Source organism: Methanosarcina mazei S-6, assembly GCF_000970205.1.
Taxonomy (GTDB): Archaea; Halobacteriota; Methanosarcinia; order Methanosarcinales; family Methanosarcinaceae; genus Methanosarcina; species Methanosarcina mazei.
In genome coordinates, this window is record NZ_CP009512.1 from 1295416 (window position 1) to 1320517 (window position 25102).

The following is a 25102-nucleotide window of genomic DNA, read 5'->3' on the forward strand; positions in this document are numbered from 1 at the left end:
AATAGGGTAGAATGTGAAACGAAGAAATACGAAAACATTCTAACAACGGCGCATCTGGAGATTTATCGAAAATATATTCAAATAAAATCTTTTAATCTCATTTTTATTTTCCTCTCTTTTTTTTAATTATTAAATATAAGGAAAATTTATTCGACTGAATTTATATCTCTTCCAATTATCTAAATATAAAGGCCCTATATGTGGAGGCTTAAATTGAAAGAAACAACATATGATAAAATATCCGGAGGGCATGTCCTCATAATCATTTTAGGGATAACTGTGCTGGCTTTTTTAATGCTGGCGAGTGTCGCAGGCGCAGTGCCATTTGCATATATTACGAACTACGACGACAACACTACTTCTGTAATTGATATAGCAACAAACACTGTTACCTCCACGGTACCCGTAGGCATTCGACCTTGTGGAGTTGCGGTCAGTCCGGATGGAACTAAGGTATATGTGGCTAACGATGACAGCAATAATATCTCTGTAATTGATGCAACAACCAGCACTGTTACCTCCACGGTGCCTGTGGGACATGCTCCTTATGGAGTTGCAGTAAGTCCGGATGGAACAAAGGTATATGTGGCGAACCAAAACGACAGCAGTGTCTCTGTAATTAACACAACGACCAGCACTGTTATCGCCAGTGTTCCAGTAGATTACAGTCCTTCTGGAGTTGTAGTCAGTCCGGATGGAACAAAGGTATATGTGGCGAACTACGGCAGTAACACTACTTCCGTAATCGATACGTCTAATTACAGTATTACCTTCACGGTGCCTGTAGGAATTGCTCCTTATGGAGTTGCGATCAGTCCGGATGGAACAAAGGTATATGTGGCGAACTATGGCAGCAATACTACTTCTGTAATTGATACAGCCACAAACAACGTTATAGCCTCTGTGCCCGTAGGATGGAGTCCGGTTGGAGTTACAATTGCACCTGATGGAACAAAAGTATATGTGGCTAACCTGGGTAGCTCCAATGTCTCTATTATTGACACCGCTACAAACACAGTTACAGACTCTGTGAATGTAGGAATCGCTCCTTGTGGAGTTGCAGTTACCCCGGATGGATCAAAGTTATACGTAACGAACGCCGGTGACAACACTACTTCTGTAATTGACACCATAACCAACAACGTTACAGTCACTGTGGCTGTGGGAAAAACGCCCATCACCCTGGGTCAGTTTATAGGGGGACCAGTAACAGCAAGCAACACCAGTAGAGACACAGAAACCGATTGTAAGGGGATAGAAGATTATGTCCCAGATTATGCAGGTGGCGCTGTTATTCATATAAAAAATAGGGTTGGAAATGATATCGTCGTATCCTGGGCAAAGGAAGGTTCCCAAAAAGCTGTTTTCCAGGTGAATATTCCTGCAGGGCAAACGCGCACAGTCACAGCCCCTTCGGGTTCTTATGAAGAATATATCCGAGCAGGATGTTCATGGTATATAGTAACCGATGGGCATATTGTTGTGGAATCTGGTTATGAATACAGCTTGGAATACTATACGGTTGTAGATAACAATACTATAGTATATGATGGAACTGGATTTAAACAAATACCTGATAGTCAAGCCCCGAAAATCTGACCAGCTTCAATTACAGGGTTACAGGGTAAGCGCGTAGGGTCACGATGCCCTTCCATTCATGAGGCTGCCCGACAATTACTGCCAGTAAAAACTTAATTCCTTTTTTGATTTAAAGGCTTTATATGCCTTATTTTTTATGTGCTTTTGCCCTGAAATAGAATTGTTGAACAGCATTTTTGGATGGGGCGGACACCTGCAGGTTGATTTTATACATTTTTCCGGGAATTGTGTTTTATATCATTAAGCCCGTATAGACGACATCTTCCGGAAGCTGGCAGCTAAATTTTTAACTGATCCCTGTAATATACTGATTTCTGTACCTGTCTTCTTACTTTGATATTGAATTTTACGAGTGATGAGCTTTGAGTGAGCTTGAAAAACTGATAAATCTTGCAAAAAATGCAGCCGATAAAATACGCAGGCATAAATTTGTGCGCGTGATTTCACATAACGATGCTGACGGGCTAACTTCAGCCGGAATAATGGCCCACGCCCTTTTGAGGGCTGGCATCCCTTTTCAGCTTTCAATAGCCAGCAAGCTGGACGGGGCTGTAATTGAAGAAGTGAACAGGAGCATCTCTTCAGGAGAACTTGTCATTTTCTGTGATATGGGCAGCGGGCATCCAGAACTTATTAAACAAGTGGGCGCGGATGTTGTTATAATTGACCACCACCAGCCAGTAGGGCAGTCCCCCGCAAAAGCTGTGGTAAACGCACATATGGTAGGAATAGACGGGGCAACGGATATCTCGGCTTCAGGAACCTGTTATCTTGTAGCTCGGGAACTCGGGACAGGAAACATCGACCTTGCAGGGCTCGCAATTGCAGGGGCAGTTGGAGACAGGCAGCTTTTCCGGACTGCAAATGCTTTCATCCTGGAAGAAGCCTTAAAATCAGGGGTTGTTTCCATCAGAAAAGGGTTAAAAGTCGGGGATGGAAATCTTGCAGACGTGCTCGCATACAGCAAAGAGCCTTTTCTAGATGTAACCGGTTACCCGGAAAAAGCGGCGGAATTCTTAAATCAGCTTGGGCTTTCCGGAAACATTGAAGATCTTTCCGAAGAAGAGACCTCAAAACTTGCCAGTGCTGTTGCCCTGAAACTTGTCAAACAGGCAAGCCCTGAAGCAATTGAAGCGGTTATCGGGGAAGTTTTCCTGCTCAACCGGGAACTTGTCCACAATGTTTATGATTTCATTTCCATACTCAATACCTGCGGGAAGCAAAAGGTTTACGGGCTTGCCCTCGCTCTCTGCCTGAAAGACGCAACTATCCTTGATGAAGCCTTTTCCCTTACAAAGGATCATGAAAAGAATCTTGCCATCGATATCCGGAAAAATGTGGAAAATATTCGCAAAGGGGAAAACCTCTGGTATATCAGCACGGTTGAAGCCATCTCGACAGGGGACCTTGCAACAACCGTAGTCAGATACCTCCATCCCGAGCTTCCTTTTATCTGTGTAAACGAATCTGAAGGTATTTTAAAGGTTTCTGCCCGAGGTACTCGTGAACTCGTTTCAAAAGGGCTTGACCTTGCCTTTACCCTCAGGGAAGCTGCTGGTGCTGCAGGCGGAAACGGAGGAGGGCACAGTGTTGCATCCGGAGCTTCAATACCCTTGGGAAGTACGGAGGAGTTCCTGAGCATTGCAGACCGTATAATCGGGGAGCAGCTCAGGAAAAACGCCAGTGGGAAAGTAAAATGATAATTTCAATGGGAAAGAAGAGCAAGTAAACGTGATAAGCATAAATAATGAACAAAAACTGATCCTGAAAACCAGCCGGCAGAAATTGAATGGTAAAAACAGAGTAAGCAAAATTAAAATAACCAGAGGCATAGAACTGGTGTAAAAACGCAGAGGCGAATTTATGAAAATTACAGGCACAATTGAGTTTCCAGACCCTGAATCAAGAAAATCCGCAGCCAGAATACTGAAAGCCCTTGCCCCGGATAATCTGAGGAGCATGGAAAGCGAGATAAGCAATGATAGGGTTGCTGTGCGTTTTCATTCTGAGAAAATCGGTTCTCTCCTTGCGACCATTGATGATTTTCTCATGAATGTTAAGATCGGGGAAGGGGTCGAGCAGACTCTGGAAAAAGAAAGGTAAGAAGCCAGAAATAAAAAGAAAATAATTGAGCAATTGAAGGCGTGGAATAAAAACAAAAAATTAACGGGAAACATTTTACAGTTTCCCTCTCATTTTACAGTTTCCCTCTTGCTGATTCTCTTTTCAATTTGCAGCTCCTTCTTTCCAGAGCCTTATCAGTTTTATGAGTCCTTCGTCTGTTAGCTTGGTTTCTGTCCCTGGGATAGGTAGGCCGTTTTTATAGATGTGTATTGCTTCCTGGAGTTCTTCCGTGCTTATGTTTTTCCCATCCAGGGAGGTCAAATCGTCCCATGGGTTCCAGTCAACGACTGTCCAGTTCCAGGTAAGCATAACATTTTCGTTTCCTGTTATGACAAGCACGGTAACATCATATGTTCCTGGAAACAGAGTACTTTCCGAATATGAACTGCTTTTAACACCGGTTTCGGTAAGTTTTTTCGTTCCGTTAACATACCAGTTTGCACTGGTGTTATGATTTGTGCTGATATTGAATTCCTGCCTTTCCCCTTCATAGGTAGTGATATTTCCTCCGGGACTTGAAGAGATAATTGATAGAGGGCTTACTGTTATATAACCGGGTTTTATTTCGGTGTCAAAACCTTTCCTGTTGCTTGCATTTAATGAAACGGTATAATTTCCGTAAGATGTGTAGGTGCAGACAGGGTTTTTGGTTGTTGAGTCTGTAATCCCGTCCCCGTTAAAATCCCATTCCCATGACAGGGCACCTGTTGAAAGGTCAGTGAACTGGACTGTAAGAGGAGAAACCCAGCTGGTAATGTTTGATGAGAATCCAGCTTCTGGCAGCTCATTGACAGTTGTAAACGCCTTTATACAGAGGTTTGTTTCCGCGTATTCGACAACTGATGTCAGGTCCTTCCAGCTGTTCCCGTCCCGGCTTACATAGCTCTCCCCGGGATTTGCCTGTGCCTTACTGCTGTAATCGAGGTACTGTTTCTCAACTGCAAGAGGGTATACGTAAGAAGGATTCCTGCACTTTATAACAACAGAAAATTTCTCTCCCGGAATCAGGTTTACAGGAGAATTAAGTATGTGGGTGTGATATCCGGGAAATGAGCAGGTACCGCTTTCCTTTACAGCATAATTTTTTAATGAATTAATCGGGCCGTTTGTCGGGTTTTTGTATACATAGATCTCATAAGCCGTATTGAGATCTGTAGTATAGAACCCTATAGCTTCCAGTTTTTCATTTCTTTCCGTGGTAAAAACATTGCTTCCCCAGGCGGTTAATTCGGAATAACCTATTTGGGTTATCCAGCCGAGGGGGTCATACTGGTAGATATAGTCAAAATTCTCTTTTTCCGAAGCCGTAAAGACTGCATTTTCTCTGTATCCAATACTGGTATCATAATAGGAAATATAGAAATATCCATCTTCTCCCCAGGATTCTCCCCAGCTGTTCTTTACAATAAAAGCTCCATTTCCTGATGGAACCTGTTTGAACCTGTGTCTGTCAAAGGAATCATCCCAGCCTACTATGGTTATCGCATGATTTGCAGAATTTGATCCGGTGTATCTGTAGGTGTAATTCTTATCATGATAATCCGGCAAATTCCAGCATATTGTAGAAAACACAGCTCCCTTATCCATAAGTGCCCTTTTAATTAACTCGTTATCCAGAGGCCCGGTTCTCTCAGGCAGTACAACTACTTCCTGAACATGTTTCTGCACAGGAAGCCCTGCAGGGGAATTGACCGAGTTTTCATTATATGGGTCTGCAGATTCATTTACAGGCCCTGACCAGCGGGTAAGATATGCCATGGCTATGAAAGAATTTCCGCCGTTATCGGGAGTCAGGTCAAAACCATCGGAATAGTACCTTGTGACAAGATTTTTCATGTTATTTTCGGAAAAGTCTCTACTATTTCCCTCTGTCCCCAGAATATAAGATTCAAGGGATGCAAGGCTTGAAAAAGCCCAGCAGCTTCCGGTGTCTCCCTGGTTTTTTACAGATGTAATCCTTCCCTGTTCACGCAAATCATACGTTGAAGGGAGTTCCGAACCCTGCGCCCTGAGCAGAAGCTTTCCCCCTTTCTGTGAGAGTGCTGGTATATTTACCGGAGGGGGGGTATACCCCGGGCCTGAGGCATGCCCGTAGTCACAGGATGAAACAGGCTCTAATGATTCTGATTTTCCGGGGTTCAGAAATTCCGGGTTCAGAGGTGCTTCTTCAATTGCAGTGTCTGAAATTGATGTGCTGTTCAGGGGCGGCTCTAAGTTTTCGGCACTTCCGGCTGCGAGGTTCGGGCTGATGGACAGAGACGAAAATAAGATTATCATTGAAAGCAAAAAGGAATTTATCTTTTTCAAAAATTCTCGGCCTCGGGTGGATTGGTTTTCAGTTAGATGAAAGACAGCATGGAGTAACTGGCATAGCAGGCATATCTCTAACTATTAATTTATATACTGTCAGCCAATAGCAGTCCGGTCTTCTACAACTATCATTGCAATCAGCATGACCCCCAGTAAACCCCCATTAATTATCTATTCACATGATTAGTTTATAAAATTTGTGTATAAGTTCCTCTCTAACATAATTCATTTTTATTGTCCAATCCATAATTTATGCTTTTAAATTTCTTTTTTCATAGAGCCTCCTTGAGTAAATTTTTTAAAAATAATCATGGATATTTGCTCAGTGTAAGCAGGGCTAATATTAACCTTTATAACCTTAATAAGCCTCAATAACCCTTGATACGTCCCAATGGCCTGAATATGCCTCAATAACCCTTGATACGTCCCAATGGCCTGAATATGCCTCAATAACCCTTGATACGCCTCAATAAACCTCAATAAACTTTTATACGTCCCAATGGCCTGAATATGCCTCAATAACCCTTGATACGCCTCAATAAACCTCAATAAATCTCAATAAAATACCTTAATAAAACTACAATAAAAATTTCCAATAAATATAAAAAGTCACAATAGAAAGAGACATTAAGTTTGCCTTTCCATATTCTAACAGGGCATAGTTAGAGGGGGTAAAAGTCTGTTTTCGGAAACACTTGCAGATCTTGAAAATATCAGCAAAAAAGACCTTGATAAGGAAATTCTGAGAGCCGCAATGATCGCAGAACTGGATGCTGTCAATCTCTATGAACAGATGGCAAACCTGACAAAAAACGAAGAAATACGTACTATCCTGCTTGATATTGCACGGGAGGAAAAGATCCATGTCGCCATGTTTGAAACCGTACTCCTGCAGGCGGACAAAGAGTTTTTAAAGATTTATGCGGATTATGCACTTGCCAGAAAATAAAAGAAGAATATTTCCCGGTTTTTGTGGTTAACTGGTATCCTTGAATGACCGCAGGTTACATCTCAAATCCTTTTATACATGCGTCACACTTCAATTCCTTTCATATACGCATCGCACTTCTCTTGAAACCGCCTGTGTGCAGACGATCGGAATGAAAGCATCAGCCGCTCCGGAGGGGCTGGATTCCGAAATTTACTGTCTTTTTTCAAGCTTTGCCGCATAACCATTTATATCCTGCGCTGCCATATTTTCTATTGATCTCCCATGCTTGAAGAATATGAGAAGAAAAGGGATTTTAATAAGACCTCCGAACCCCCTGCCAGAGGGGAAGAGAAGAATTCCGATAAGCCTGTTTTTGTGGTTCAGCGCCATGATGCGACCAATCTCCATTATGATTTTCGCCTGGAAATGGACGGAGTCCTTAAGAGCTGGGCAGTTCCTAAAGAGCCTCCGAAAAGCCCGGGAACCAGGAGGCTCGCTATCGAGACTGAAGACCATCCACTCGGATATGCAGACTTTGAAGGGGAAATTCCAGAAGGACAGTACGGAGCCGGCAGAGTTGAGATCTGGGACAGGGGTACTTTTGAACTTCTAAAACGCAACGAGAAAGAGATTATTATAACGCTTCACGGGGAAGAACTTGAAGGAGATTACGTACTGATAAAAACAAAGTACGGAAAAGAGGATAAAGGGTGGCTATTTTTTAAGAAAAAAACCGGTTAAGCCATTGAATAGCTTATTCCAAGGCGTGAAGTCCCTTCCTCGCCTTCATCAAAACTCAGGGAGGAGAAGTTCACGCATTTAATAATTTAAACGATTGCGAAGTTAAGCGATCGAGACATTATTCCTTGAGAAATTAATGCAGGAAATACTCTTAACCAGGGTAAACCGACAAAGTTATTGAAGGTAAAAGGAAAAGGTGTTAGAGGAATAATCAGTAAAATGAGATAATCGGTAAAAAATGCTGGATAAAAAAGATTACCGGTAAAAAGTACTGGATAAAAGAGATAACTGGTAAGAAGTACTGGATAAATGGATGATTTCCAAAATACAGAAGGATAACAGGCAAGAGAAGAGGGGCTTCGTCGGCTGTTTTTCGGCTCAAAACTCTGGCTCTTGATCTCTGGCAAAGGAGTGATCAGATGGGGAAGGCTACGGAAGAAAAGGTAAAAATAAAGATTATTGAGACTGCAGGAATTAACTGCTGTGTTGCAGCCTGCGACGGGCAGAAAGTGCACGATAAAATTGCAGATGCTTTCCGCAAAAACAGGATTGTTGAGCTTTCTTTTGCAGAAACCAATGAACTTACTCCTGCCTTCTTAAATTCGGCTGTGGGGCAGCTTTATGGGACCTTCCAGGCTGAGATCATTGAAAAAAGCCTTTCTTTTACTGACCTTGACCACGAAGATGAGATCGTCCTTAAGAGGGTAATGGAGCGGGCAAAAGTCTATTTTGAACATGCATATTCCTGCAGGAAAGCACTCAGGGATGTGATCGGGGGCGAAGATGCCTAAGAGTGTCCACCGCGCAACGGTCTATCCTGTAAGGCGCAGTGCGAGGCTCCGCCCCGGTAAAACCCTGCCTGTAAAACCAGGTCCTGCTCCTATCCATTCAATAGAGACCTATGACTTTCCTGAAGAAAGGAGTTATTTCTTTGATACTAATATCTGGCTCTATATCTACGGTCCTATAGGCTGGCCTGACCAGAAGTCGGCTGTCTATTCCAGGGCTCTAAGGGAAATCAGGAATTCAAACGGCACGATTTATATTAACTGCATGATTATCTCGGAGTTCATCAATGCCTTTTCGAGAATTGAGTTCAAACAGCAGACCACTCACTCAAGGTATAAGGATTTCAGGAACTCCATCGGCTTCCGCCCGGTTGCCGAAGATATCGCCTCAAACGTGAAAAAGATCCTCAGAAATACTCTCGCCTGTGATAATGATTTAAAAGTAATAGACCTGCCTGAAATTATGAGCTTTTTCGAGCAGGGGAAATATGATTTTAATGACCTCGTTTTTGCAGAGATCTGCCGTTCAGGGGAAATGGTTTTTGTAACACATGATAAGGATTTCAGCGAACTTGGGGTCGAGATTTTGACTGCAAATGAAAAGCTGCTGCGAAGGTGAGCAGGAAATCAGGCTTTTTGGCGACTTTTTCGGTTTGGCTTGAAGGGTAAGGAGAGTAGATTCCTCATTTTTCTTTTTCAGCTTCAGCCTCAAGGTACAGTTCAATTGCTTCTTTTATTCTCCTGTTTAACTCGTCGAGTGTTTCTGCCTGCGTATGACATCCCGGAAGTTCAGGTACAGAAGCTACGTAAATTCCATCTTCGTCCTGTTCGATAACAACAGTAAATTCTCTCACTGACTGGCCTCGTCTTTCAGATACAAATCATATTCCAATGATTTGATTTATAGCTGTGTTTACTTCTTCGTTTATTCTTTGCAGGTCTGCTTTCCGGAAGAGGATCTAAAATTCATAAATTAATCACAATATGTTCGTGCTTATTCAAGCATGTTCATCACATATTCATTACATGTTCATTCTGGTAGGTTTGGAGTGTTTGTCCCCTTTATGTCCCCGGAAGTGTGCCTAATTTGCTGTAAATTTGAAGTCAAGTTTTTGTGTATTATGGGAAAATTGATCTCCCGATATGCAATTTTCTACCAAATAACTTCTGAGATTTGTGATTTTACAGAACTTATGTTACACTGTCCTTTGTCCCATTTACAAAGTATTTTCTTTTTCAACTGTAGTCCCCGATAGAATATATGCTGTTCCTTTTCCTGTAGTGCCAATTTGTTCAAATATTTTTAAAGAAACTAGTTCTGCAAGGTCTCTTGAAGCCGTTCTCTTAGTTATATTGGATATTTCCTGATATTCTTTATTGGTAATCTTTCCCTTCTCTTTTACATAGAACACAGCCTTAATTTGCCTTTCATTTAGCCCAAGCCCTTTAAGATAGTCTTCGTTAAAAATTCCTTTCCTGAATATTACGCGGAAACCCTGATACTCTTCAAAAACAGGCTCAGGAACATCTGCTCCCTTACAGTAATTTATTATCTTTTCAATGCCGCTGCCCCACTGTTCAATTATTTTGGTATCAAAAAAGACTTCTGCTATTCCTTTGTTCCTCAATTTCGAAGCATGAGGCTTGAAAAGCTCTTACAGTGTAAGCCCAGGAGGTAATCCACCCGGACTCCAGACTATCAGTTCGTTGTCATAAATCCGGATTTCGATTTGGGACATAATTGTGTAATCCCTGTGGCAGACTGCATTTACAACCGCCTCCCTGACTGCTTCTAATGGGTAGTCCCAGACCTCTTCCCTTTCGGGCCTGCCGGTCATAACAAATGAGGGTCTAAAGTGAAGTGGAACATGAGATAAAATATTTTCATGCACACTATTAAAAAAAGAGTGTTTTAGGTATAAGTTGATTAGCTTTTTAAGAAGTCCATTACTTCCTTCTCGGACTTTCTATATCGAGAGACAGGAGGTTTGGATTTTTCATTTTTTTCAAATAAGGAATGTAACTTATTAATGGCAACAGGGTCTGATATATGTAAAGAGTTCTGTTCCAGATATCTTGAAGCCATATTAACCAATCCATTTAATTTTGTGCTTATTACTTTTGAGTGTGTTAATTATACTCGCTTCCAAACAACGTTTTTAGTATAATTGTCCGGTCTATATCCTTCTCACTACACTATAGTATAGTTATAAATCCATATTAATTTATCTTATCCAATCACTCAGTATTTAAATATTTAACTAATTGAATCCTTTCTACTTCATCCTCTTGAACTTCGGACTGTAATTCTATGAAGCCATTATTTTTGTAAAAACGCACAATGTAGTCAGCTTCTTTATTTGCTTCGAGCCAGACTATGTTTCCTCCCAGCATTTCCATACATTCATAAACAATATTGACAGCTTCATCGAGCAGGTATTTTCCTTTAAAATTATATTTAAACATGTCATTTTTGCCTAACTGGGCAATGAAATAAGAGGGGATGCCATCCTGGTCCCTTAACAGATTCATATCCTTTTTTTGCTTTCGGGTTAATTTGTCCTGATTTACAGTCAATATTTTCAAAGCCAGAGCAAAGAACCCAAGAATATAGAAGTTTTCATCATTACTGTTTTTTCTATCAAGTATGAGATAAGACCTGCAAATTGATCTGTCATCAAATATTTCCATTTTATTTCGGATAAAATCCTGTATATCGGAGTCTTTTGAACAAAAGAAACTGTTTAATGTTTTTTTCGCTTTTTCTTCGTCGCTGTATTGTATGAATTTATTATAAGGGACAACAATCGGGTCGAGTTCTAAGTCAAAAGAGACAAAATAGTCCTTTATGCTTATAAGATAATCAATATCCTCCAGCTGGCCCTTTTCAGGTGGATATTTACTTAAAAAGTCCTTTCCTTTTGAGCTGATTGAAATAAACCCTTCAGGATCTGATTGAATAAATCGAATCAATTTCAGGTACTTAAAAACCCAGTAGATTTCATTTTTAAACTCAAGGATTTTTGGCTTTAAATTTTCTTGATGAAAATCGTTTATTATCTTGAAGTCATCAATAAGTGTCTTCTAAAGATCAGAATAAGTACATTTTTCACATCGGTAGAGGTACTTGACTGCCTGACTAAGAACATTTTCAAAACAAGGCAGATTTGTTTTCTCACCCAAAGATATCAGATCCTGAAAAATAATGACTTCAGGTATACTGTATTAATTCTTATTATATTTTCCCTGCAAGTTTCTCAATGGTTGATAGTAATTCTACCAAATATATCACTTTTTTATTATATTTCCAGCACGCACTGCTCCTTTTTCCTTCACCTACCTTTTATTAGTTTTCAGTCCTGCACCAAACTAACCCTCTACAAAATCTCCAAACCATGAAATCTTCAAACCGGGCCCTGGGATGGAAAAATTCTTGATAGGACCGGGAATAAGTGGGGCGCCTTATTAATTATATTCAGGAGGGGGTTCTGTAGTTTACTGAATATTTCTGTTGAGAAACTGGGTGATATGAGGGAGGTCTTGATGCGCTTTCAGGGATCAGGGGGTTTGAGGATGCAGGAGAGGAGAATTTAGCGGTATTTTCTTACTTTGGTTTTAGTGGAAGATTATATTTTGATTGAAATGGAGAAACTCGCTTCTTTACTTTATTTCCTCCAAAAGTTTCGAAATTTCTTCAGGAGAGGGTAATTTTCCTTTGAGTTTTTCTGGCAGTGTAGAAACAATTTTGTACTCAGCAACACCAATGGGCTTGTTTGATTCGCGAAGAGCATATTCTACAATGGTTTTGTTTCTGGATTTGCATAGGATGATGCCGATAGAGGGATTTTCGTGGGGCTGCTTTACGAAATCGTCTAGCTGGGCCAGATAAAACTGCATTTTTCCTATGTATTCTGGGAGGAATTTGCCAATTTTAAGTTCTACTGCGATGAGGCAGTTTATAGCCCGGTGGAAGAGAAGAAGATCGATGAAGTATTCTTCATCTTCTACCTGAATGCGGTACTGACTGCCTATGAAGGTAAACATTCCACCCATTTCCCGGAGGAAAGCTTCCAGTTTTAAGAGAATTTCCTTTTCGAGTTCCTTTTCTGAGTGGAGATCTCCGAGTTCGAGGAAATCGAAAGTATATTCATCCTTAATTGCGAGTTTTGCCTTAGATTGAATTTCTGCCGGGAGGGTTGTTTCAAAATTCGTCTGGTTGAGCAGGGTCTTTTTGTAAGTATCGTTTTCAATCTGAACTATCAGAATATTTTTAGTCCACCCGAATTTCCGGGTTGTACGAAGATAAAATTCGCGTTCAAGGTCATCTTTACACTTTTCCATAATTGCTATATTGTGAGTCCATCCGATTTCTCGCACCAATGGTGCGAGTTTTTGATTGTCGGCATATGTGAGATAAAACATCCTCATGCGCCAGATATTTGAGGCAGAAAAACCCCTTACTCTAGGGAACTCCTCCTGGAGGTCTCTTGAAAGCTGGTCGACAACGGACTTGCCCCATGTCTCACTTTTTTGCCTTTCAACAATCAACTTTCCAATATCCCAGTAAACTGAGATCAATTCCCTATTTACTGCCTTTAAAGCCTCGTACTGGCCTTTAAGTATTCGATTTTTGATTTCTCCAAACAGAGTCTTATATTCAGAAGTTTCAATACCTTTCATATAGTCATCCCGGAAAGCGCTCTCAAAAAGAACTCCAGTTTTCTATTTTTACATGTATACCCAGCCTTAAATATTCTTTACGCATAATTTTCATTAATTTCGTAGCAAATTTCTCGCACCATTGGTGCGAGATTTTAAAAGTTCACATTTCCGGTTTCTGTGATTCTAATTTTAACTTACTCAGGTAACGTTTTTGCGACTAAAAAAACACGTGTTAGGATATTTCTTGCCTGAGTTTGGGATATGTGAATTAGAGGAAAATTAATTCATAAACAGTTTACGCTAACTCATAATCTAATAAAAGTCAGAACCGTCAGAATATTTCTGTAAAAATATATTTCCGGTGCCTGCTGCTTCCCTCTCTCCCAACCTGGTTTTTATTTACAGCGCTAAACAGGGAATAAAAACGTAGAACGGGAAATTTTCAGAGGCAGGGTATATTAAATATCAAAATTACCAGTTATTCTTTATGCAGTTCACAATTAAACTTGAAGAATCTGAGGAAGGAGGCTATACCGCCCGGTGCCTCGAAATTCCTGCCGCTATCAGCGAAGGAGATACAGAAGAGGAGGCACTTGAAAACATTAAGGAAGCTATCCAGCTTGTCCTGGAAGTAACAGGAGAACAGGCTCAGGTACTGGGAGAAATCGCTATAGTGGAGGTTTCAGTTAACTAAATTGCCTTCGACTTCCGGAAAAATAAATTAACAGTTAAGCTCGATCCCCTGCGTGCTTATTGGAAGGTTTATGCTGTTCAGCCCGAGAGCATCAAGGCCTTTGTCAACCAGTTTATTTCTCTTATTGACGCTCATTTTCATTGTCAGCCTGATATTTTCTTCGCTAACTTCTATGCGAGCTTCAAAGTATTTTATGTTCCTCAAGTCCTCTTTTGCAAGGTTGAACCTGTTTGAAGCATCAAGGATCTCGATAGCCATGATCTGGTCATCTTCGCCAATATCAAGGATTATTCCGTCCAGATCTATGGAAGACCTGTACTTCTTGTTGCTTCCGTAAAAGAAAATGCTATCATTTTCGAAATCGTAATCGTACTTAGTTACCAGGGATTCTTGCCTCATCCGGCCGCCTCCTCTTTTTTGCATCTTCAAGGAAACAGGTCACAAGGTTAAGTATTGTTGGATTTGTGCTCTTAATACTTACTATGACGATAAGGTCATAACTCTCGTTTCTTTCGTAATAGAGTTTGAACTTTTCTTGCTCCTGTTTAAGGATACCAACAGGCTGTTCTTTAAGGATTATGTTGTATATTTCATTTAAGTCTGGATGTATTTCACTTTTACGTTCCCGAATTCTTTCTTGAAAATGATATGTAGCACGTAGATTATCTATTTCAATTTCAGATAAACAATTTAATAAAGTGACTACATCCATCCAGTGACCTCACGGTTGCTTTAAAATTTAAGATGTTGTCTTATTCTATTTATAGTCTTAGATTTCTTTTGTCGAAGGTAGGTAACATATTATTTCTGTAAAAATATATTTCCCGAGCCTGCTGCTCCCCTCTCCCCTCACTGCCGTTTTTTAGTTTTTGATCCTGCACCAAATCGGTCTAAGACAAAATTCCTAAATCATGAATTCAAGTATGCAGAATGGCGGAAAGTAGAACCGCGACTGGACGAAGGGGTAGACGAACTCGTAATACATATCGAGTCAATGACAGGAATCAGTGATGAAAGCATGCTTATCTACAGAGAGGTTAAGGAAATCAAAATCAGGTATAGGCAGCAGAAGGATGAGATACAGGCAAGAATTGATGAGCTGAATAAGGGAAAAGAACGGATGTAATGGTGTGTGGTTGGCTTTTCAGGGCAAAGGCTGGAAGTTAAGATACCTTCAATACATTATGTAATTCTTTTGCAGTTACTTTTTCATGCGCTTGCAGGTAGCCTGTAATTTTTCTATTGCCCTTACGTTCTTTTTCTTTAAAGTTCTCTTCTTTTTTTATAGCAAATTTCCGCACTATTGATGCGAGATTTTTATTGTTAGTCTAAGCGAATATAAAGTCCTCAATTCCATTAATTTCCAAAATCCATACCTTTTATAATACTTGAATATTATCTTAAAGTCATAAGAATTATTTCAGGACCTGGTTATGAACCCTTTTTTTAAACAAAAGGAATCTGAAACCCTTGAACTGAAAAAATCCACTGCACAATTGAAACCTGCCGTAATCTCTATAGTTGCTATACTCAACAAGCATCAGGAAGGCAAATTATACTTTGGAGTTAAGGACGATGGGACAGTTGTGGGGCAGGAAATTGGGAATGACACTTTGAGAACCATTTCTCAGGCTATTTCAGCGTACATAGAACCAAAAGTCTATCCCGTTATCCGGCAAGTAACTTTCGAGGGAAAATCTTGCATTGAAGTCGAATTCCAGGGAAATGAAGTACCTTACTTTGCATACGGCAGAGCTTATATTCGCACTTCTGATGAGGACAAGCCCCTGAGTGTAAAAGAACTTGAGAACCTGATACTCAGGAAGAATAAGGACCAATTGAAGTGGGATAGTTCCATTTGCAGGGAAGCAAGTTTAGAAGATATCAGTGAAGAAAAAGTCAGGTCCTTTGTAAAAGAAGCTGGCAAAGAGTACAAAGGGCTTGAAAATTCCCTGAAAAAATTAAAGCTCTCAAAAGACGGAAATTTAACAAATGCCGCAGTCATTCTTTTCGGAAAGAAACCCGAGGATTTTTTCCCTAATGCAAAACTCAGGTGTGCAGTCTTTGCTACAAATGACACTTCATATATCATTGACATGCAGGACTATACAGGTGATCTCTTCTACCTGATAGGTGAGGCTGAAAAATACCTCCTTAAAAACACCCACATTGGAATGCGGCTTGAGGGCCTGAAGAGAATCGACGTCCCTGAAATCTCGAAAGAAGCAATAAGAGAAGCCATAATAAATGCCTTTTGCCACCGGGACTATTATGAATATGATTCCGTAAATGTAGCCGTATTCAAAAACCGTGTGGAAATCAGAAACAAAGGTCTCCTTTATGGAGGACTTACCATCGAACAGATCAAGACCGAAATGGTTTCTGAGCGAAGGAATGAGCTGATAGCTGAAATCTTCCATGAAATTCACTGGATTGAAAAATGGGGCAGAGGAATAAGTCTTATCCTTTCGATGGAACCCGACACTGATTTTAAAGAGGTTGGGACTCAGTTTATTGTAACGTTTAAGAGGAAGTATTTTGAGGATAGTGAGGAAAGAGACGGAGAAAAGGTCGGAGAAAAGGTCGGAGAAAAGGTCGGAGAAACTCTAACCCAAAATCAAGAAGTGATACTCAGTTTGATAAGAGAAAATTCACGAATTTCAGCCAGGGAACTTTCCGATAGAGTAGGCATTTCTGCAAGAAAAACTGAAGAAAACATTTCTAAATTAAAGAAAAAGGGTTTACTCAAGAGAATCGGTTCGGCTAGAGGCGGTTACTGGGAAATCATTGAAAAATGAGGAACTGGAGCCGCCTGTGGGGCTGTCTGAATATTACTGTTTTATTATATTTTCGGGCGGGCTGCTCCCCTTTTTCCCCACCTACCGTTTATTATCTTTTTGATCTTGCCCTAAACCGGTCAGCAACAAAACTCTCTCCATCATAAAATCCTCAAACCGGACCCCTGAATACAAAACCCTTGATAACGACCGGGAATACCTGAGATACCTAATTAAAAAATCTTCGGGAGGAAGTTTTGGAATTTACAGGAAATCCCTGCGTTGAGGAACTGGCTGATGTGAAGGCGGTTGTTGATGCATTTTCCGAGATCAATGGTTTGAGGATATTGTAAGTGTGCAGGAGAGAAAGAAAGAGGAAAGAGGAGGATTTGCTGGTAGGATTTTGCTTATTGGGTTTTTGATAAAGGGGAGGAGTGAAGTTTGTGTAGAGACTTTTTCTCGAAATTCCTTGGTGATTGGAGGCTGATATTGCAAGTAAGGAAAAGATTGAAGAGGTAGCCGAGAACGGAAAGAAGCAATTAAACTCTACTTCGAAGACGAAGACTCTTAGATCTAGGCTGCCGAACAGATTTTTATCATACTTGTAGAGTTTTTCTCTTAAATATAAGAATCTCTTTTTGTTTTTCTAAAAAAGATTGATGCACTCGTTTTTCTATATGGGCAATGACTCACTGTTACTACTTATTTTTCAGCATAGTCTTTTGGTCTTATGGTTTTATGAAGCTTTTAGCAAATTTTTCAAGTATTACCGAACTTGGATGCGCTGATAAGGATACTAGTTTATTTGCGAGCGCAACAGGGAACAAAGAATTATCATACATATCACATTTTAATTGTTCTAGATTCTGCAGAATTGAGTCTAGATTCTTAAAATTTTCTTTTTTTGGATCAAGAACGACAGATTCGTTTTCAACAGGTATAGTTACAACGTATAATCTTTCGTCACGGGATTTGAAAATCAATTTTCCCCCATAATAAGATGTCCTTGCATAGGGATTATCTGGATCAGCTTTGCCGGGAATGATATACTTATATATGTAGTTGTTGTTTATGAGCAAAAGTGTCCCAGATTCCATCTTATTTCCTATTTGAGCGGCGTGTTCTACAAAAGATCCACTTTTTTCAACACCTACTAAATTAAGATCATATTTTTCCAATAAATAGTTAGACAAATCTCTCATTGGTTTATGCATATTCGCGGTGACACTAAAAAATGCTAAAGGCCCCTCTTTGATAAATAATGTTTCTTTCAGCAGAGAGGGCTTTATCCTCAATATTGTTCTAATATAATGAATCAACAATATATGTTCAAGAAGATTGGTAACATATGCTAAAATCCCACCTGCCCCAAATTCATCATCAATTACTTCGTGAAGCCTAAAAACATCTGTTAAATATATTTTTTCGCCACAGTCATCGCAACAGAAAAGATAATTCTCTGACATATCCCTTTTGTTTAATTCAATTCTTTTATTGTTACATTTTGGATTTGGACAACTAGAGAGTGTGTAAGAAGCGATTTCCTTTTTACTGTCGTATTCCCTATATAAAAACCATTTTAGAGTTTCAATGAAATTTTCTTTATTTTCTGTAAAAAACTCATAAAATGTATTTCTAACTGAATTGGTTAAACTTTCATCTTTGTAAGAAATGTTTTTTGTGGGAAGAACAAATTTTAGCCGTTCTATTTTTTTGAGCCTTTCGATATCTTCGGGATCTATAAACGGTTTGTTAGAAAGAGTTTTAAGATCCTTAAGCTCAAAAATCAATGCTCCAAATTGAAAAAAGTTCAAAACACATGATGGAAACTCTCTTCTAATGAAAACCTCTGTATACCCTCCATCTATTGTGATAAAAAGGCTTATAGGGCTTTTTAAATCATAATTGACATCAGCTATAAGATTTTCTTCTCTTAGAACAATCTCATCAGAGCCGCTGGGAAGACTGCATTTATCTAAGAATTCTTTAATATCTTGGTCCCATATTATGTTAGTATGTGACGATTTACTCGCATATTCATTTGGTCTCCTTCCAGCTTGACTTGAATAACTCATCTTAATTCCTCTAAATCAATTTCATCAGCCAAAAATCGATCGATGTGGACTGGTACCACAAAGGAATTCGAATAAGTCTTCATTCTGATGAATCCCTTGTCTGAGGTAGCGTTGAATAGAATTAAATTTTCGGTAAAATCTTTAAAATCATAGTATTTTTTAATTTCTTTTATCTCATCTTCATTGTTTAAATGAGCAATAAACCAATTCTGGGTATTTTTTAATATATTTGAAGATATTGAGCTTACTTCTTGAGTTGCATAGATTAAACCTAAATTTAACTTTGCTCCTTCTTTTGCTATTCGGTTATATATATCACTCATATCTTTATCTTCTTTCTTTGGAAAGAGATTGTGAGCTTCTTCAAAGTAAAATTGTACAAAATTATTTGGTTTATTTCTGGTGAAATTACCCATTGAGTGGTTGAATATTTTACTACATATTCTCTCAGAGTATAGCTTTTGAATTTCCGGATCTCCTTGAGATAAGTCAATTATTATTATTTTACCTTGAGCCAATGCTTCTATTATTTCTTCTTCAAATGGTTTTTCGTTAGTGGCAGTATGTAGATCTTTCATTTTTCTTAGCTTAAGGTAACCACTGATATTTTGTCTGCCAGTTGGATTTTTTTTCTTAGTTAAAAATATTAGTAATGCTTTTAAATCTTCGTCTATCCAATCATGCCCTTTCTTTTTTTTATAATCTTCAAAAAATTCAGAATTAGATTGTTCCCAGATGGTAGTAAACCAACTAGTTGCCTCTTTAAGAGTAATTCCATTCTTTGGATTTATTTTTCCATCTTCTTGCACTAATTTGTTTAGGTTATCATTCCCCTCAAAATAAACTTTATAATTTGTTGGGGGAATCAATCCTGCACTGAATAAGCAACATAAGTATGCTGCTTTCTTCCTCCCATATCTGATTTTATCTGAGTAATCATGTTCGTTTTCTCTAGAAGCTGGTAGTATATTTTTGTCCAGTCTAGGAGATTAATTTCGGGGCTCCTGATTTCCCTTCTTGGTTTTTTGTACTCAGCTCTTATTTCTTCAGATTCATTACTTTCAAGGACATCAATTTTAGGATAAAGGTCAATCTCTACTGGCTCCATTTTTTCATAACTATCAAGCTCAAAAATATGGTTTTTAAATTCCCGGTTGTTATAGTCAGGTATGAGTAACTCTTCCTTTATGTAGGAATCATTAATCTGGATTTTTATTGGGATTTCAATTCTGTTGTCTACAGTCACTCCTTCATTTCTGAGGTAGTATTTGAACTGATCCATATAGTTGGCTTCAATGCCGAAGATGTTCAGAGTTTCAAGCACAGGGATATATTCAGAAGAGCCATCTGTTGCAGTACTCCTTTTTAAGCTCATATTTTTTCCTTTGAGCCGAACACCTCTCCCGAAAAGCTGGATGATCTGCGAGCCTTCACTTTTGCCTATGTTCAAAAGACCCATGTTAGAAACGCGCCAGGAGTTCCAGCCCTCAATGAATTTCTTTGCCCCTATGAGTATATTGATGTTGGAATTGTTTGAGTTGATATCCCTGAAAAGAGAGTAGCTTATATCATCCGAATCAATGCGAAGGTTCAGGATTTTTGCGGTAGTGGGATCTTTGCATTCATTTTCTACACGATCCAAAAACTGGCCATCGCTTCCGATATTGATTACTCCAAAGTATTTTCCAGTTCCGCATTTAAGTGCGATTTCTCCTTTTGCATTTTTAATGTTCACTAGGTAGAGAGGAGCAGAGCCTACAGTGTGGAAAACCTTTTTCAGTATATTGGTATAGATTTCTTCCGGAGATAGCCCGCTTTCACGGAGAAACTTGAGCTTCTGTTCAGGATATTGGGGAGAAAAGATGTCTATCCCTGTGGGATCTTCAAGTCCTGAATTCCCTTCAAAGATATCTTTGATGTTATTTATTACCCAGTTATCTTCGTTTTTGAGGAATTTTCCGAGGAAATTGATCACCTGTAAAACATCAGAAGTTTCAGTGTTTTTATTTACGCTACTCCCCAAAAAAACCCAGAGAGGTTCTGCAATATTATATTCTTGGGTTTCAGCATAGTTGTCATTGAAAATTTTCTTTTGCTGGTAGAAGGAAAGCAAGTTCACGAGCATGAGTTTGTGCTTTATTTCATCAGAATATGCCTTGTCCTTGAGGTTCAAGATTTTGTATTTTTTTCCATATCCGTCTTCAAAGAAGAAGCGATAGGAGTAATCAAAAAGAATTGATTTGCCGTATTCATGAAAAAGTTTCTGTCCCTCTTCGCTCCCTGAAGCTACAGCCTGCCCGAAAGTAGCACTGTATTCAATTTTGAACCCATCGGAAGTGAGCTCATTCCTGAAGTAATTCCATTTCTTTCCACTACTACCTTTGTGTCCTTCATCCACAAAGACCAGGTTCTTTGTCCCGAATTTTTCAATATCTATGGTGACTCCAGAGCCCTTTTTTTCATCGGTAAGTTTATGGATGTCAACCACTTTTATGGTGTTCTCATCTGCAAATTTGGAAAAATCCCCAAACTCTGTGTTTCCAAAAAGCATGCAAGGAATACGGCTTTTCTTCATCTCTTCGATGTGCTGGAAGGAAAGATTTTCGTTTGGGGTGATGAGCAGAATGTTGTCAAATTTAATCCGGTATTTTCCCCTGTTATGTTTTATGAACTGGAGATAATTGAGATGAACGAGGAATGTTTTCCCAGACCCAGTTGCCATCCAGAATGCAAGTTTTCTGAGATCATTTCTTGAATGAATGAATCCACTATTCTCTTCTTCAATTGGACTTGTATGCTCTTTAATGAATCTATACTCAAATTCTGTTAGTTCATTGATAAAATTAACATGATCAGAGAAATATCTATCTAGATCTCCCCGAAAAGCACAGATAGGTATTGGAAGTACTTGAGTTTTATAGGAGTTTCCCTAGACTGGTTGATATGTTCCATATACTCTCTGATGTTGCTGTCATAGTCTTCGAGCATGGGCTTAAGTCTTGGTTCCAGTTTCTTCAGGGAATAAAGAGCATGGAACATGTAGCTTCTCCCTTCTTCATCAAACCCTTCTTCTGTCTGTTTCAGGATCTCTTTCAGTTCTTTAAAATTTTTCATCCCGAAGAGATTGAGCATATATGAGTTCAGAACGAGGTGGTCGTCAAGCAAAGCCTTCCTTTTACCACTGCTATTCTTTGCCCCGCTCTTCCTTCTACTCACCGTCATACCTCATGCCCCCATAAGCCTAGAAAAAGTTGGCTCAATCGGGAATGCACCTTCCACAGCAAAGTCCGAGTTTACATAAACCTTTGAATCAGGTTCCTTTTCCGAGAGAACGGTACTTTCAATAAAATTTTTATCCTCTTTGAGATCAAGTCCTACGGTGCACCGCCATACCACAATAATATTTTCCTTTCTCTCGTTCTCCCCCTGAACCTTAAACCCATAAATCACACGGTAATAGGTGCCATTATTTTCGAAAGTTTTAACTTTCTTCACATGGATTCCGAGAAGGTAGTTGAAAGTCTCTACAAGGTCTACAACCTGTTCCCGAAGTTCATTCTGATCAGAAACTTTGAGAGTATAGTTAAAAGGGTTTTTAAGCTTTGTTATGTTTAACCTGCAGGGACTATATGCAGTTTCAAAGTCGAGCATGTAATGTAACATGTAGTCCGAAAAACCATTAAGTCTTCTCTGAAATGAGCTTTTTTCTCCAAATTCTATGTTATTTAAGGTATCCTCGTACTGTTCAAGTGTAAGGTATTTGAAAATATGACTTTGCCCGTCTTTTGATTGGGGTCTTTCATCTTTCCAATCTTTTGAGTATATTATTTTTTTGATACGAGGTTTTAGGACTGAGTCAAAATAGTCACCCATCTCTATAAGTATATATTTTCGGTTTCCACATTCTTCTTTGTTTAAGTTGAGAATTGCATGGGCAGTTGTACCAGAACCGGCAAAGAAATCAAGAATTATTGATGCTTCATCTTGAGATCCTAAATTTATTAAAAATTCCAGAAGTTTTGGAGGTTTTGGATATAAATCAATATCTTCATTTATAACATTTTTTAATGTGGACGTTCCTTCTTTTGTATTAGTTAATTTTGATATTACTGTTTTTGGATTTATTTTACTTTTTTCTTTTTCATAACATAGGATACCATTTTTATTGAAGTAAAATTTTGTAACCTTTTGTCCTTTTGTATCGTAAGTCTCTTTTCCTTCAAGCCAATTCAGTATTTGTTTTTTCATTGCCCATCCAGCTTTGATTATTACTGGCTTTTTTAATTTACCATTTTCAAATTCCATTTTTTCACTAATTATATATTCCTTTTCAGAGCCACCAATGCATCCAGAAAACTCATCTTTATCTCCCTCGAATTCTATTCCTGCCGGAAATAGAATTTCACTTGCTGGATTGGCTTTTGATATTTTTTTCAGTGCACCATGTGTTATAGTACCGCCGTCTGTATAATCAAAATTATCTAACATTTTTTTATTTTTTGCATATGAATATATATATTCGTGCGATCTCGTAAAATGCCCAGCAGTTGTACCTGTACCAAGGTCCCATATTAGGTCTGCGAGATAATTATCACTGCCAAAATATTCATTAAAAACTTGTTTTAAGTTATGAGCCTCGTTGCTATCAATACTACAAAAGAAAATTCCGTCTAATGTTAGAATTCCTTTTGAAGATTGAATTGTTTGTGATAGTAAAGATAACCAACAACTGTGCATATATCGATCTTTATATGGAAACTTATCCTTTCCAGTATTGTAAGGCGGATCAATATAAATACATTTTATCTGTTCAGTGTACTTGTTTAATAATAAATTCAATGCCTGCCAATTTTCACTATTTATCATCAGACCTCCAGTTGCTTCATCGAGGTCATTGAAGTTTGAAAGGAGGCAGTCTTTGAAGGATTGGTCAAAGAACTTTGTATCAATTACAAGGTAAGGATTTGCTTTGAGATCTATGATCTGGGATTCAAGATCATAGAGACTTTTCTGATTCTTTATTCTGATACCATAGAGTTTTTCCCATTCTTCAAGCTGGGCTTTATTTTGCAGAATGTTGGGATAGATAAATTCAGGTACATTGTCTATAGTCATGCAGTATTCAGATGTTAGGACAAACTTTTTTTTCTCAAAGAGCTTTTTTTGGAACTCTTCTATCTGGGAGAGGAAGTCAATAATCTTTAGGCAGATTGTTTTAAAGACCTTTACTCTTCCTACATAACGCTCCATCTTTGCTTCGTTTCCTGATTCGAGAATGTTGTCAAGGTCGAAGATTTCATTTTTGATGTAGAAATCAAGTTCATTGGTCAGGAAGCGCTTGAGGTTCTTGTGGATAAAGTAATCAGTATTATTTTCTCGCACATAGCGGTTAAGGTGTTTTCGCAGGAAATTCTTTTTTCCGTCTATAGGTCTTGTAAGTACCTTTTTCAGGTCTGGATCTTTTATGATAGCAAGAATTTTGGTTTCTATTTCATCAAGAATTTTGTCCTGCACATTCTTAGTACCAAACTCCTTCTCTTCTTCCTTTGTCAATCCTCGGTATTCAAAGAGGATGGTAAGTTCTTTATTCTCAGGATAATAAAAAATAGGTTCCAGAACTTCCGTCTCATCTTCAGTTTCAATCTTGCTTTTTCTTTTCAGTATGAAGAACCGGTTTTCATCTTTGTTGCTGTTCTTTTCTATAGGGGTGTTTGAAATCCTGAAATGTGTGGTGTAAGTCTTCCCGTCATCCTTGAAAACATAGTTTTGGAAGTTCTTTCCTGTTTTTATGAAGTACTGACCCTTGTTTGCCCAGTGAAGCATGACCTCTTCACCGTTATAGGGGATGGCGTATTTCTGCTGTTTTGAATAGCGCTGGAGCGATATGAAATCTCCTTTGTCGTAGTAGCGTGAGAAAAAGTGATAAATGTGAGAGAAAATCTCGGCTTTGTGCTGTTCAAAGGTTGTTTCATCGTCTCCAAATTCTGAATCCCAAGTTTTTCTCTCTATTTCATTGCTTTGTAAATACTCTTCTGAAGTTTCAATTCCGTATGCAGGGAAATCTCCGAGTAAAGGATTAATTAAAGGGTTTATGATGGTCGTACCTGCAATCTCCGTAGCTGAAACTCCTAAATTGTTCAAAGTTGCTGCTTGAACCCATTTCTTTGCTAAAGAAGGAGAGGCCAGAGCTCTTTTTTCGGATGCTCTGTACTTTTCAAGTGCCTCTTCAACTGCGTTGATCAAATCTTTATTTATGAACTTTTCAATCTCACTGCGCTTCTGGTTCATTATGCGATAAATTCCAAAATCCAGATCTGTCGAATCGAACTGGAAAAGCGTATGTAAGAGTTCCTGGAGTTTTTGGGTGTAATCATCTATCAATTTTCAAACACTGTCCATTT

The 25102-nt window shown here is 38.9% G+C and carries 22 protein-coding genes and 1 pseudogene; 10 read left to right on the plus strand and 13 right to left on the minus strand.

Translation table 11 applies throughout. The annotated features are described in order from the left end of the window. Positions 1-213: 213 nt before the first annotated feature. The 3 genes from MSMAS_RS05750 to MSMAS_RS05760 all read left to right on the plus strand — a co-directional run bounded on the left by MSMAS_RS05750 (position 214) and on the right by MSMAS_RS05760 (position 3702). Positions 214-1599 (plus strand): YVTN family beta-propeller repeat protein, encoded by a 1386-nt coding sequence (locus tag MSMAS_RS05750; RefSeq protein ID WP_011032168.1) that lies wholly within the window; start codon positions 214-216, stop codon positions 1597-1599. Positions 1600-1961: 362 nt separating this feature from the next. Further along, entirely contained in the window at positions 1962-3299 is a 1338-nt protein-coding gene (locus MSMAS_RS05755; protein ID WP_011032167.1) for a DHH family phosphoesterase, read from the plus strand. 163 nt (positions 3300-3462) lie between these two features. Then, the gene (locus MSMAS_RS05760; RefSeq protein ID WP_011032166.1) at positions 3463-3702 is read left to right on the plus strand and encodes a KEOPS complex subunit Pcc1; all 240 of its coding nucleotides are present in this window, start codon (positions 3463-3465) and stop codon (positions 3700-3702) included. A gap of 123 nt (positions 3703-3825) precedes the next feature. Here the strand turns inward: MSMAS_RS05760 and MSMAS_RS05765 are convergent, their stop codons facing one another. Then, on the minus strand, positions 3826-6000 hold the full coding sequence (locus tag MSMAS_RS05765) for a lectin like domain-containing protein (RefSeq protein WP_011032165.1): 2175 nt from the start codon (positions 5998-6000) through the stop codon (positions 3826-3828). A gap of 712 nt (positions 6001-6712) precedes the next feature. Here MSMAS_RS05765 and MSMAS_RS05775 point away from each other — a divergent pair. The 4 genes from MSMAS_RS05775 (at position 6713) to MSMAS_RS05795 (ending at position 9112) form a co-directional block, all read left to right on the plus strand. Next, complete coding sequence (locus MSMAS_RS05775; RefSeq protein WP_048037772.1) at positions 6713-6982, plus strand: ferritin family protein; 270 nt, start codon at positions 6713-6715, stop codon at positions 6980-6982. Positions 6983-7246: 264 nt separating this feature from the next. Next, entirely contained in the window at positions 7247-7705 is a 459-nt protein-coding gene (locus MSMAS_RS05785) for a DNA polymerase ligase N-terminal domain-containing protein (RefSeq protein WP_011032163.1), read from the plus strand. 419 nt (positions 7706-8124) lie between these two features. Continuing rightward, complete coding sequence (locus MSMAS_RS05790; RefSeq protein WP_011032162.1) at positions 8125-8496, plus strand: STAS-like domain-containing protein; 372 nt, start codon at positions 8125-8127, stop codon at positions 8494-8496. Continuing rightward, complete coding sequence (locus tag MSMAS_RS05795) at positions 8489-9112, plus strand: type II toxin-antitoxin system VapC family toxin (RefSeq protein WP_011032161.1); 624 nt, start codon at positions 8489-8491, stop codon at positions 9110-9112. The genes MSMAS_RS05790 and MSMAS_RS05795 overlap by 8 nt, the downstream gene beginning before the upstream one ends. Before the next feature lie 64 nt (positions 9113-9176). Here MSMAS_RS05795 and MSMAS_RS18085 read toward each other — a convergent pair whose 3' ends face one another. The 5 genes and pseudogenes from MSMAS_RS18085 to MSMAS_RS05815 form a co-directional block, all read right to left on the minus strand. Beyond that, positions 9177-9347 (minus strand): type II toxin-antitoxin system HicB family antitoxin, encoded by a 171-nt coding sequence (locus MSMAS_RS18085; RefSeq protein WP_080503013.1) that lies wholly within the window; start codon positions 9345-9347, stop codon positions 9177-9179. 363 nt (positions 9348-9710) lie between these two features. Continuing rightward, a pseudogene (locus tag MSMAS_RS05800) lies at positions 9711-10127 on the minus strand (ATP-binding protein); the annotation flags it as partial. Positions 10128-10148: 21 nt separating this feature from the next. Beyond that, a complete protein-coding gene (locus tag MSMAS_RS05805; protein WP_048037776.1) occupies positions 10149-10331 on the minus strand; it encodes a putative DNA binding domain-containing protein in 183 nt (60 codons plus the stop codon). Positions 10332-10731: 400 nt separating this feature from the next. Continuing rightward, positions 10732-11184, minus strand: a complete 453-nt coding sequence (locus tag MSMAS_RS05810; RefSeq protein WP_226987665.1) for a hypothetical protein — start codon at positions 11182-11184, stop codon at positions 10732-10734. 969 nt (positions 11185-12153) lie between these two features. Next, a complete protein-coding gene (locus tag MSMAS_RS05815) occupies positions 12154-13173 on the minus strand; it encodes a PDDEXK nuclease domain-containing protein (RefSeq protein ID WP_011032157.1) in 1020 nt (339 codons plus the stop codon). 469 nt (positions 13174-13642) lie between these two features. Between MSMAS_RS05815 and MSMAS_RS05820 the strand changes: the two genes are divergently transcribed. Beyond that, positions 13643-13849 (plus strand): type II toxin-antitoxin system HicB family antitoxin, encoded by a 207-nt coding sequence (locus MSMAS_RS05820; RefSeq protein ID WP_011032156.1) that lies wholly within the window; start codon positions 13643-13645, stop codon positions 13847-13849. A 27-nt stretch (positions 13850-13876) separates the two neighbouring features. Here the strand turns inward: MSMAS_RS05820 and MSMAS_RS05825 are convergent, their stop codons facing one another. Together MSMAS_RS05825 and MSMAS_RS05830 are read right to left on the minus strand one after the other, a co-directional pair. Beyond that, positions 13877-14248, minus strand: coding sequence for a DUF2283 domain-containing protein (locus MSMAS_RS05825; protein ID WP_011032155.1), 372 nt, complete (start codon positions 14246-14248; stop codon positions 13877-13879). Continuing rightward, a complete protein-coding gene (locus MSMAS_RS05830) occupies positions 14223-14561 on the minus strand; it encodes a hypothetical protein (protein WP_011032154.1) in 339 nt (112 codons plus the stop codon). The genes MSMAS_RS05825 and MSMAS_RS05830 overlap by 26 nt, the downstream gene beginning before the upstream one ends. Positions 14562-14843: 282 nt before the next feature. Here MSMAS_RS05830 and MSMAS_RS19725 point away from each other — a divergent pair, with 282 nt between their 5' ends. Beyond that, positions 14844-14975: a hypothetical protein gene (locus MSMAS_RS19725; protein ID WP_011032153.1), complete on the plus strand. Its 132-nt coding sequence runs from the start codon at positions 14844-14846 to the stop codon at positions 14973-14975. 307 nt (positions 14976-15282) lie between these two features. Beyond that, on the plus strand, positions 15283-16647 hold the full coding sequence (locus tag MSMAS_RS05835) for an RNA-binding domain-containing protein (RefSeq protein ID WP_048037778.1): 1365 nt from the start codon (positions 15283-15285) through the stop codon (positions 16645-16647). A 707-nt stretch (positions 16648-17354) separates the two neighbouring features. Here the strand turns inward: MSMAS_RS05835 and MSMAS_RS05840 are convergent. From MSMAS_RS05840 to MSMAS_RS05855, 5 genes are read right to left on the minus strand one after another with little or no spacing between them, the layout of a single operon-like run. Then, positions 17355-18701 carry a DNA double-strand break repair nuclease NurA gene (locus MSMAS_RS05840; RefSeq protein WP_011032151.1) on the minus strand — a complete coding sequence of 449 codons (1347 nt, stop codon included), beginning with the start codon at positions 18699-18701 and terminating at the stop codon, positions 17355-17357. After that, positions 18698-19570, minus strand: coding sequence for an ATP-binding protein (locus MSMAS_RS05845; RefSeq protein ID WP_011032150.1), 873 nt, complete (start codon positions 19568-19570; stop codon positions 18698-18700). Before MSMAS_RS05845 ends, MSMAS_RS05840 begins: the two co-directional genes overlap by 4 nt. Next, complete coding sequence (locus tag MSMAS_RS05850; protein ID WP_080503012.1) at positions 19567-21600, minus strand: DEAD/DEAH box helicase family protein; 2034 nt, start codon at positions 21598-21600, stop codon at positions 19567-19569. Before MSMAS_RS05850 ends, MSMAS_RS05845 begins: the two co-directional genes overlap by 4 nt. After that, entirely contained in the window at positions 21570-21917 is a 348-nt protein-coding gene (locus MSMAS_RS17825) for a hypothetical protein (protein WP_137726744.1), read from the minus strand. The genes MSMAS_RS05850 and MSMAS_RS17825 overlap by 31 nt, the downstream gene beginning before the upstream one ends. 9 nt (positions 21918-21926) lie before the next feature. After that, positions 21927-25082 (minus strand): site-specific DNA-methyltransferase, encoded by a 3156-nt coding sequence (locus MSMAS_RS05855; protein WP_011032147.1) that lies wholly within the window; start codon positions 25080-25082, stop codon positions 21927-21929. Positions 25083-25102 lie beyond the last annotated feature (20 nt).

What these genes read in the sequence shown, in the direction of transcription:
- MSMAS_RS05820 (WP_011032156.1), top strand. Translation starts at nt 13,643, where the DNA reads ATGCAGTTCACAATTAAACTTGAAGAATCTGAGGAAGGAGGCTATACC.
- MSMAS_RS05785 (WP_011032163.1), top strand. Translation starts at nt 7,247, where the DNA reads ATGCTTGAAGAATATGAGAAGAAAAGGGATTTTAATAAGACCTCCGAA.
- MSMAS_RS05830 (WP_011032154.1), bottom strand. Translation starts at nt 14,561, where the DNA reads ATGGATGTAGTCACTTTATTAAATTGTTTATCTGAAATTGAAATAGAT.
- MSMAS_RS05805 (WP_048037776.1), bottom strand. Translation starts at nt 10,331, where the DNA reads ATGACCGGCAGGCCCGAAAGGGAAGAGGTCTGGGACTACCCATTAGAA.
- MSMAS_RS05795 (WP_011032161.1), top strand. Translation starts at nt 8,489, where the DNA reads ATGCCTAAGAGTGTCCACCGCGCAACGGTCTATCCTGTAAGGCGCAGT.
- MSMAS_RS05760 (WP_011032166.1), top strand. Translation starts at nt 3,463, where the DNA reads ATGAAAATTACAGGCACAATTGAGTTTCCAGACCCTGAATCAAGAAAA.
- MSMAS_RS05815 (WP_011032157.1), bottom strand. Translation starts at nt 13,173, where the DNA reads ATGAAAGGTATTGAAACTTCTGAATATAAGACTCTGTTTGGAGAAATC.
- MSMAS_RS05810 (WP_226987665.1), bottom strand. Translation starts at nt 11,184, where the DNA reads ATGGAAATATTTGATGACAGATCAATTTGCAGGTCTTATCTCATACTT.
- MSMAS_RS05790 (WP_011032162.1), top strand. Translation starts at nt 8,125, where the DNA reads ATGGGGAAGGCTACGGAAGAAAAGGTAAAAATAAAGATTATTGAGACT.
- MSMAS_RS05825 (WP_011032155.1), bottom strand. Translation starts at nt 14,248, where the DNA reads ATGAGGCAAGAATCCCTGGTAACTAAGTACGATTACGATTTCGAAAAT.
- MSMAS_RS05765 (WP_011032165.1), bottom strand. Translation starts at nt 6,000, where the DNA reads ATGATAATCTTATTTTCGTCTCTGTCCATCAGCCCGAACCTCGCAGCC.
- MSMAS_RS05840 (WP_011032151.1), bottom strand. Translation starts at nt 18,701, where the DNA reads ATGAGTTATTCAAGTCAAGCTGGAAGGAGACCAAATGAATATGCGAGT.
- MSMAS_RS19725 (WP_011032153.1), top strand. Translation starts at nt 14,844, where the DNA reads ATGACAGGAATCAGTGATGAAAGCATGCTTATCTACAGAGAGGTTAAG.
- MSMAS_RS05835 (WP_048037778.1), top strand. Translation starts at nt 15,283, where the DNA reads ATGAACCCTTTTTTTAAACAAAAGGAATCTGAAACCCTTGAACTGAAA.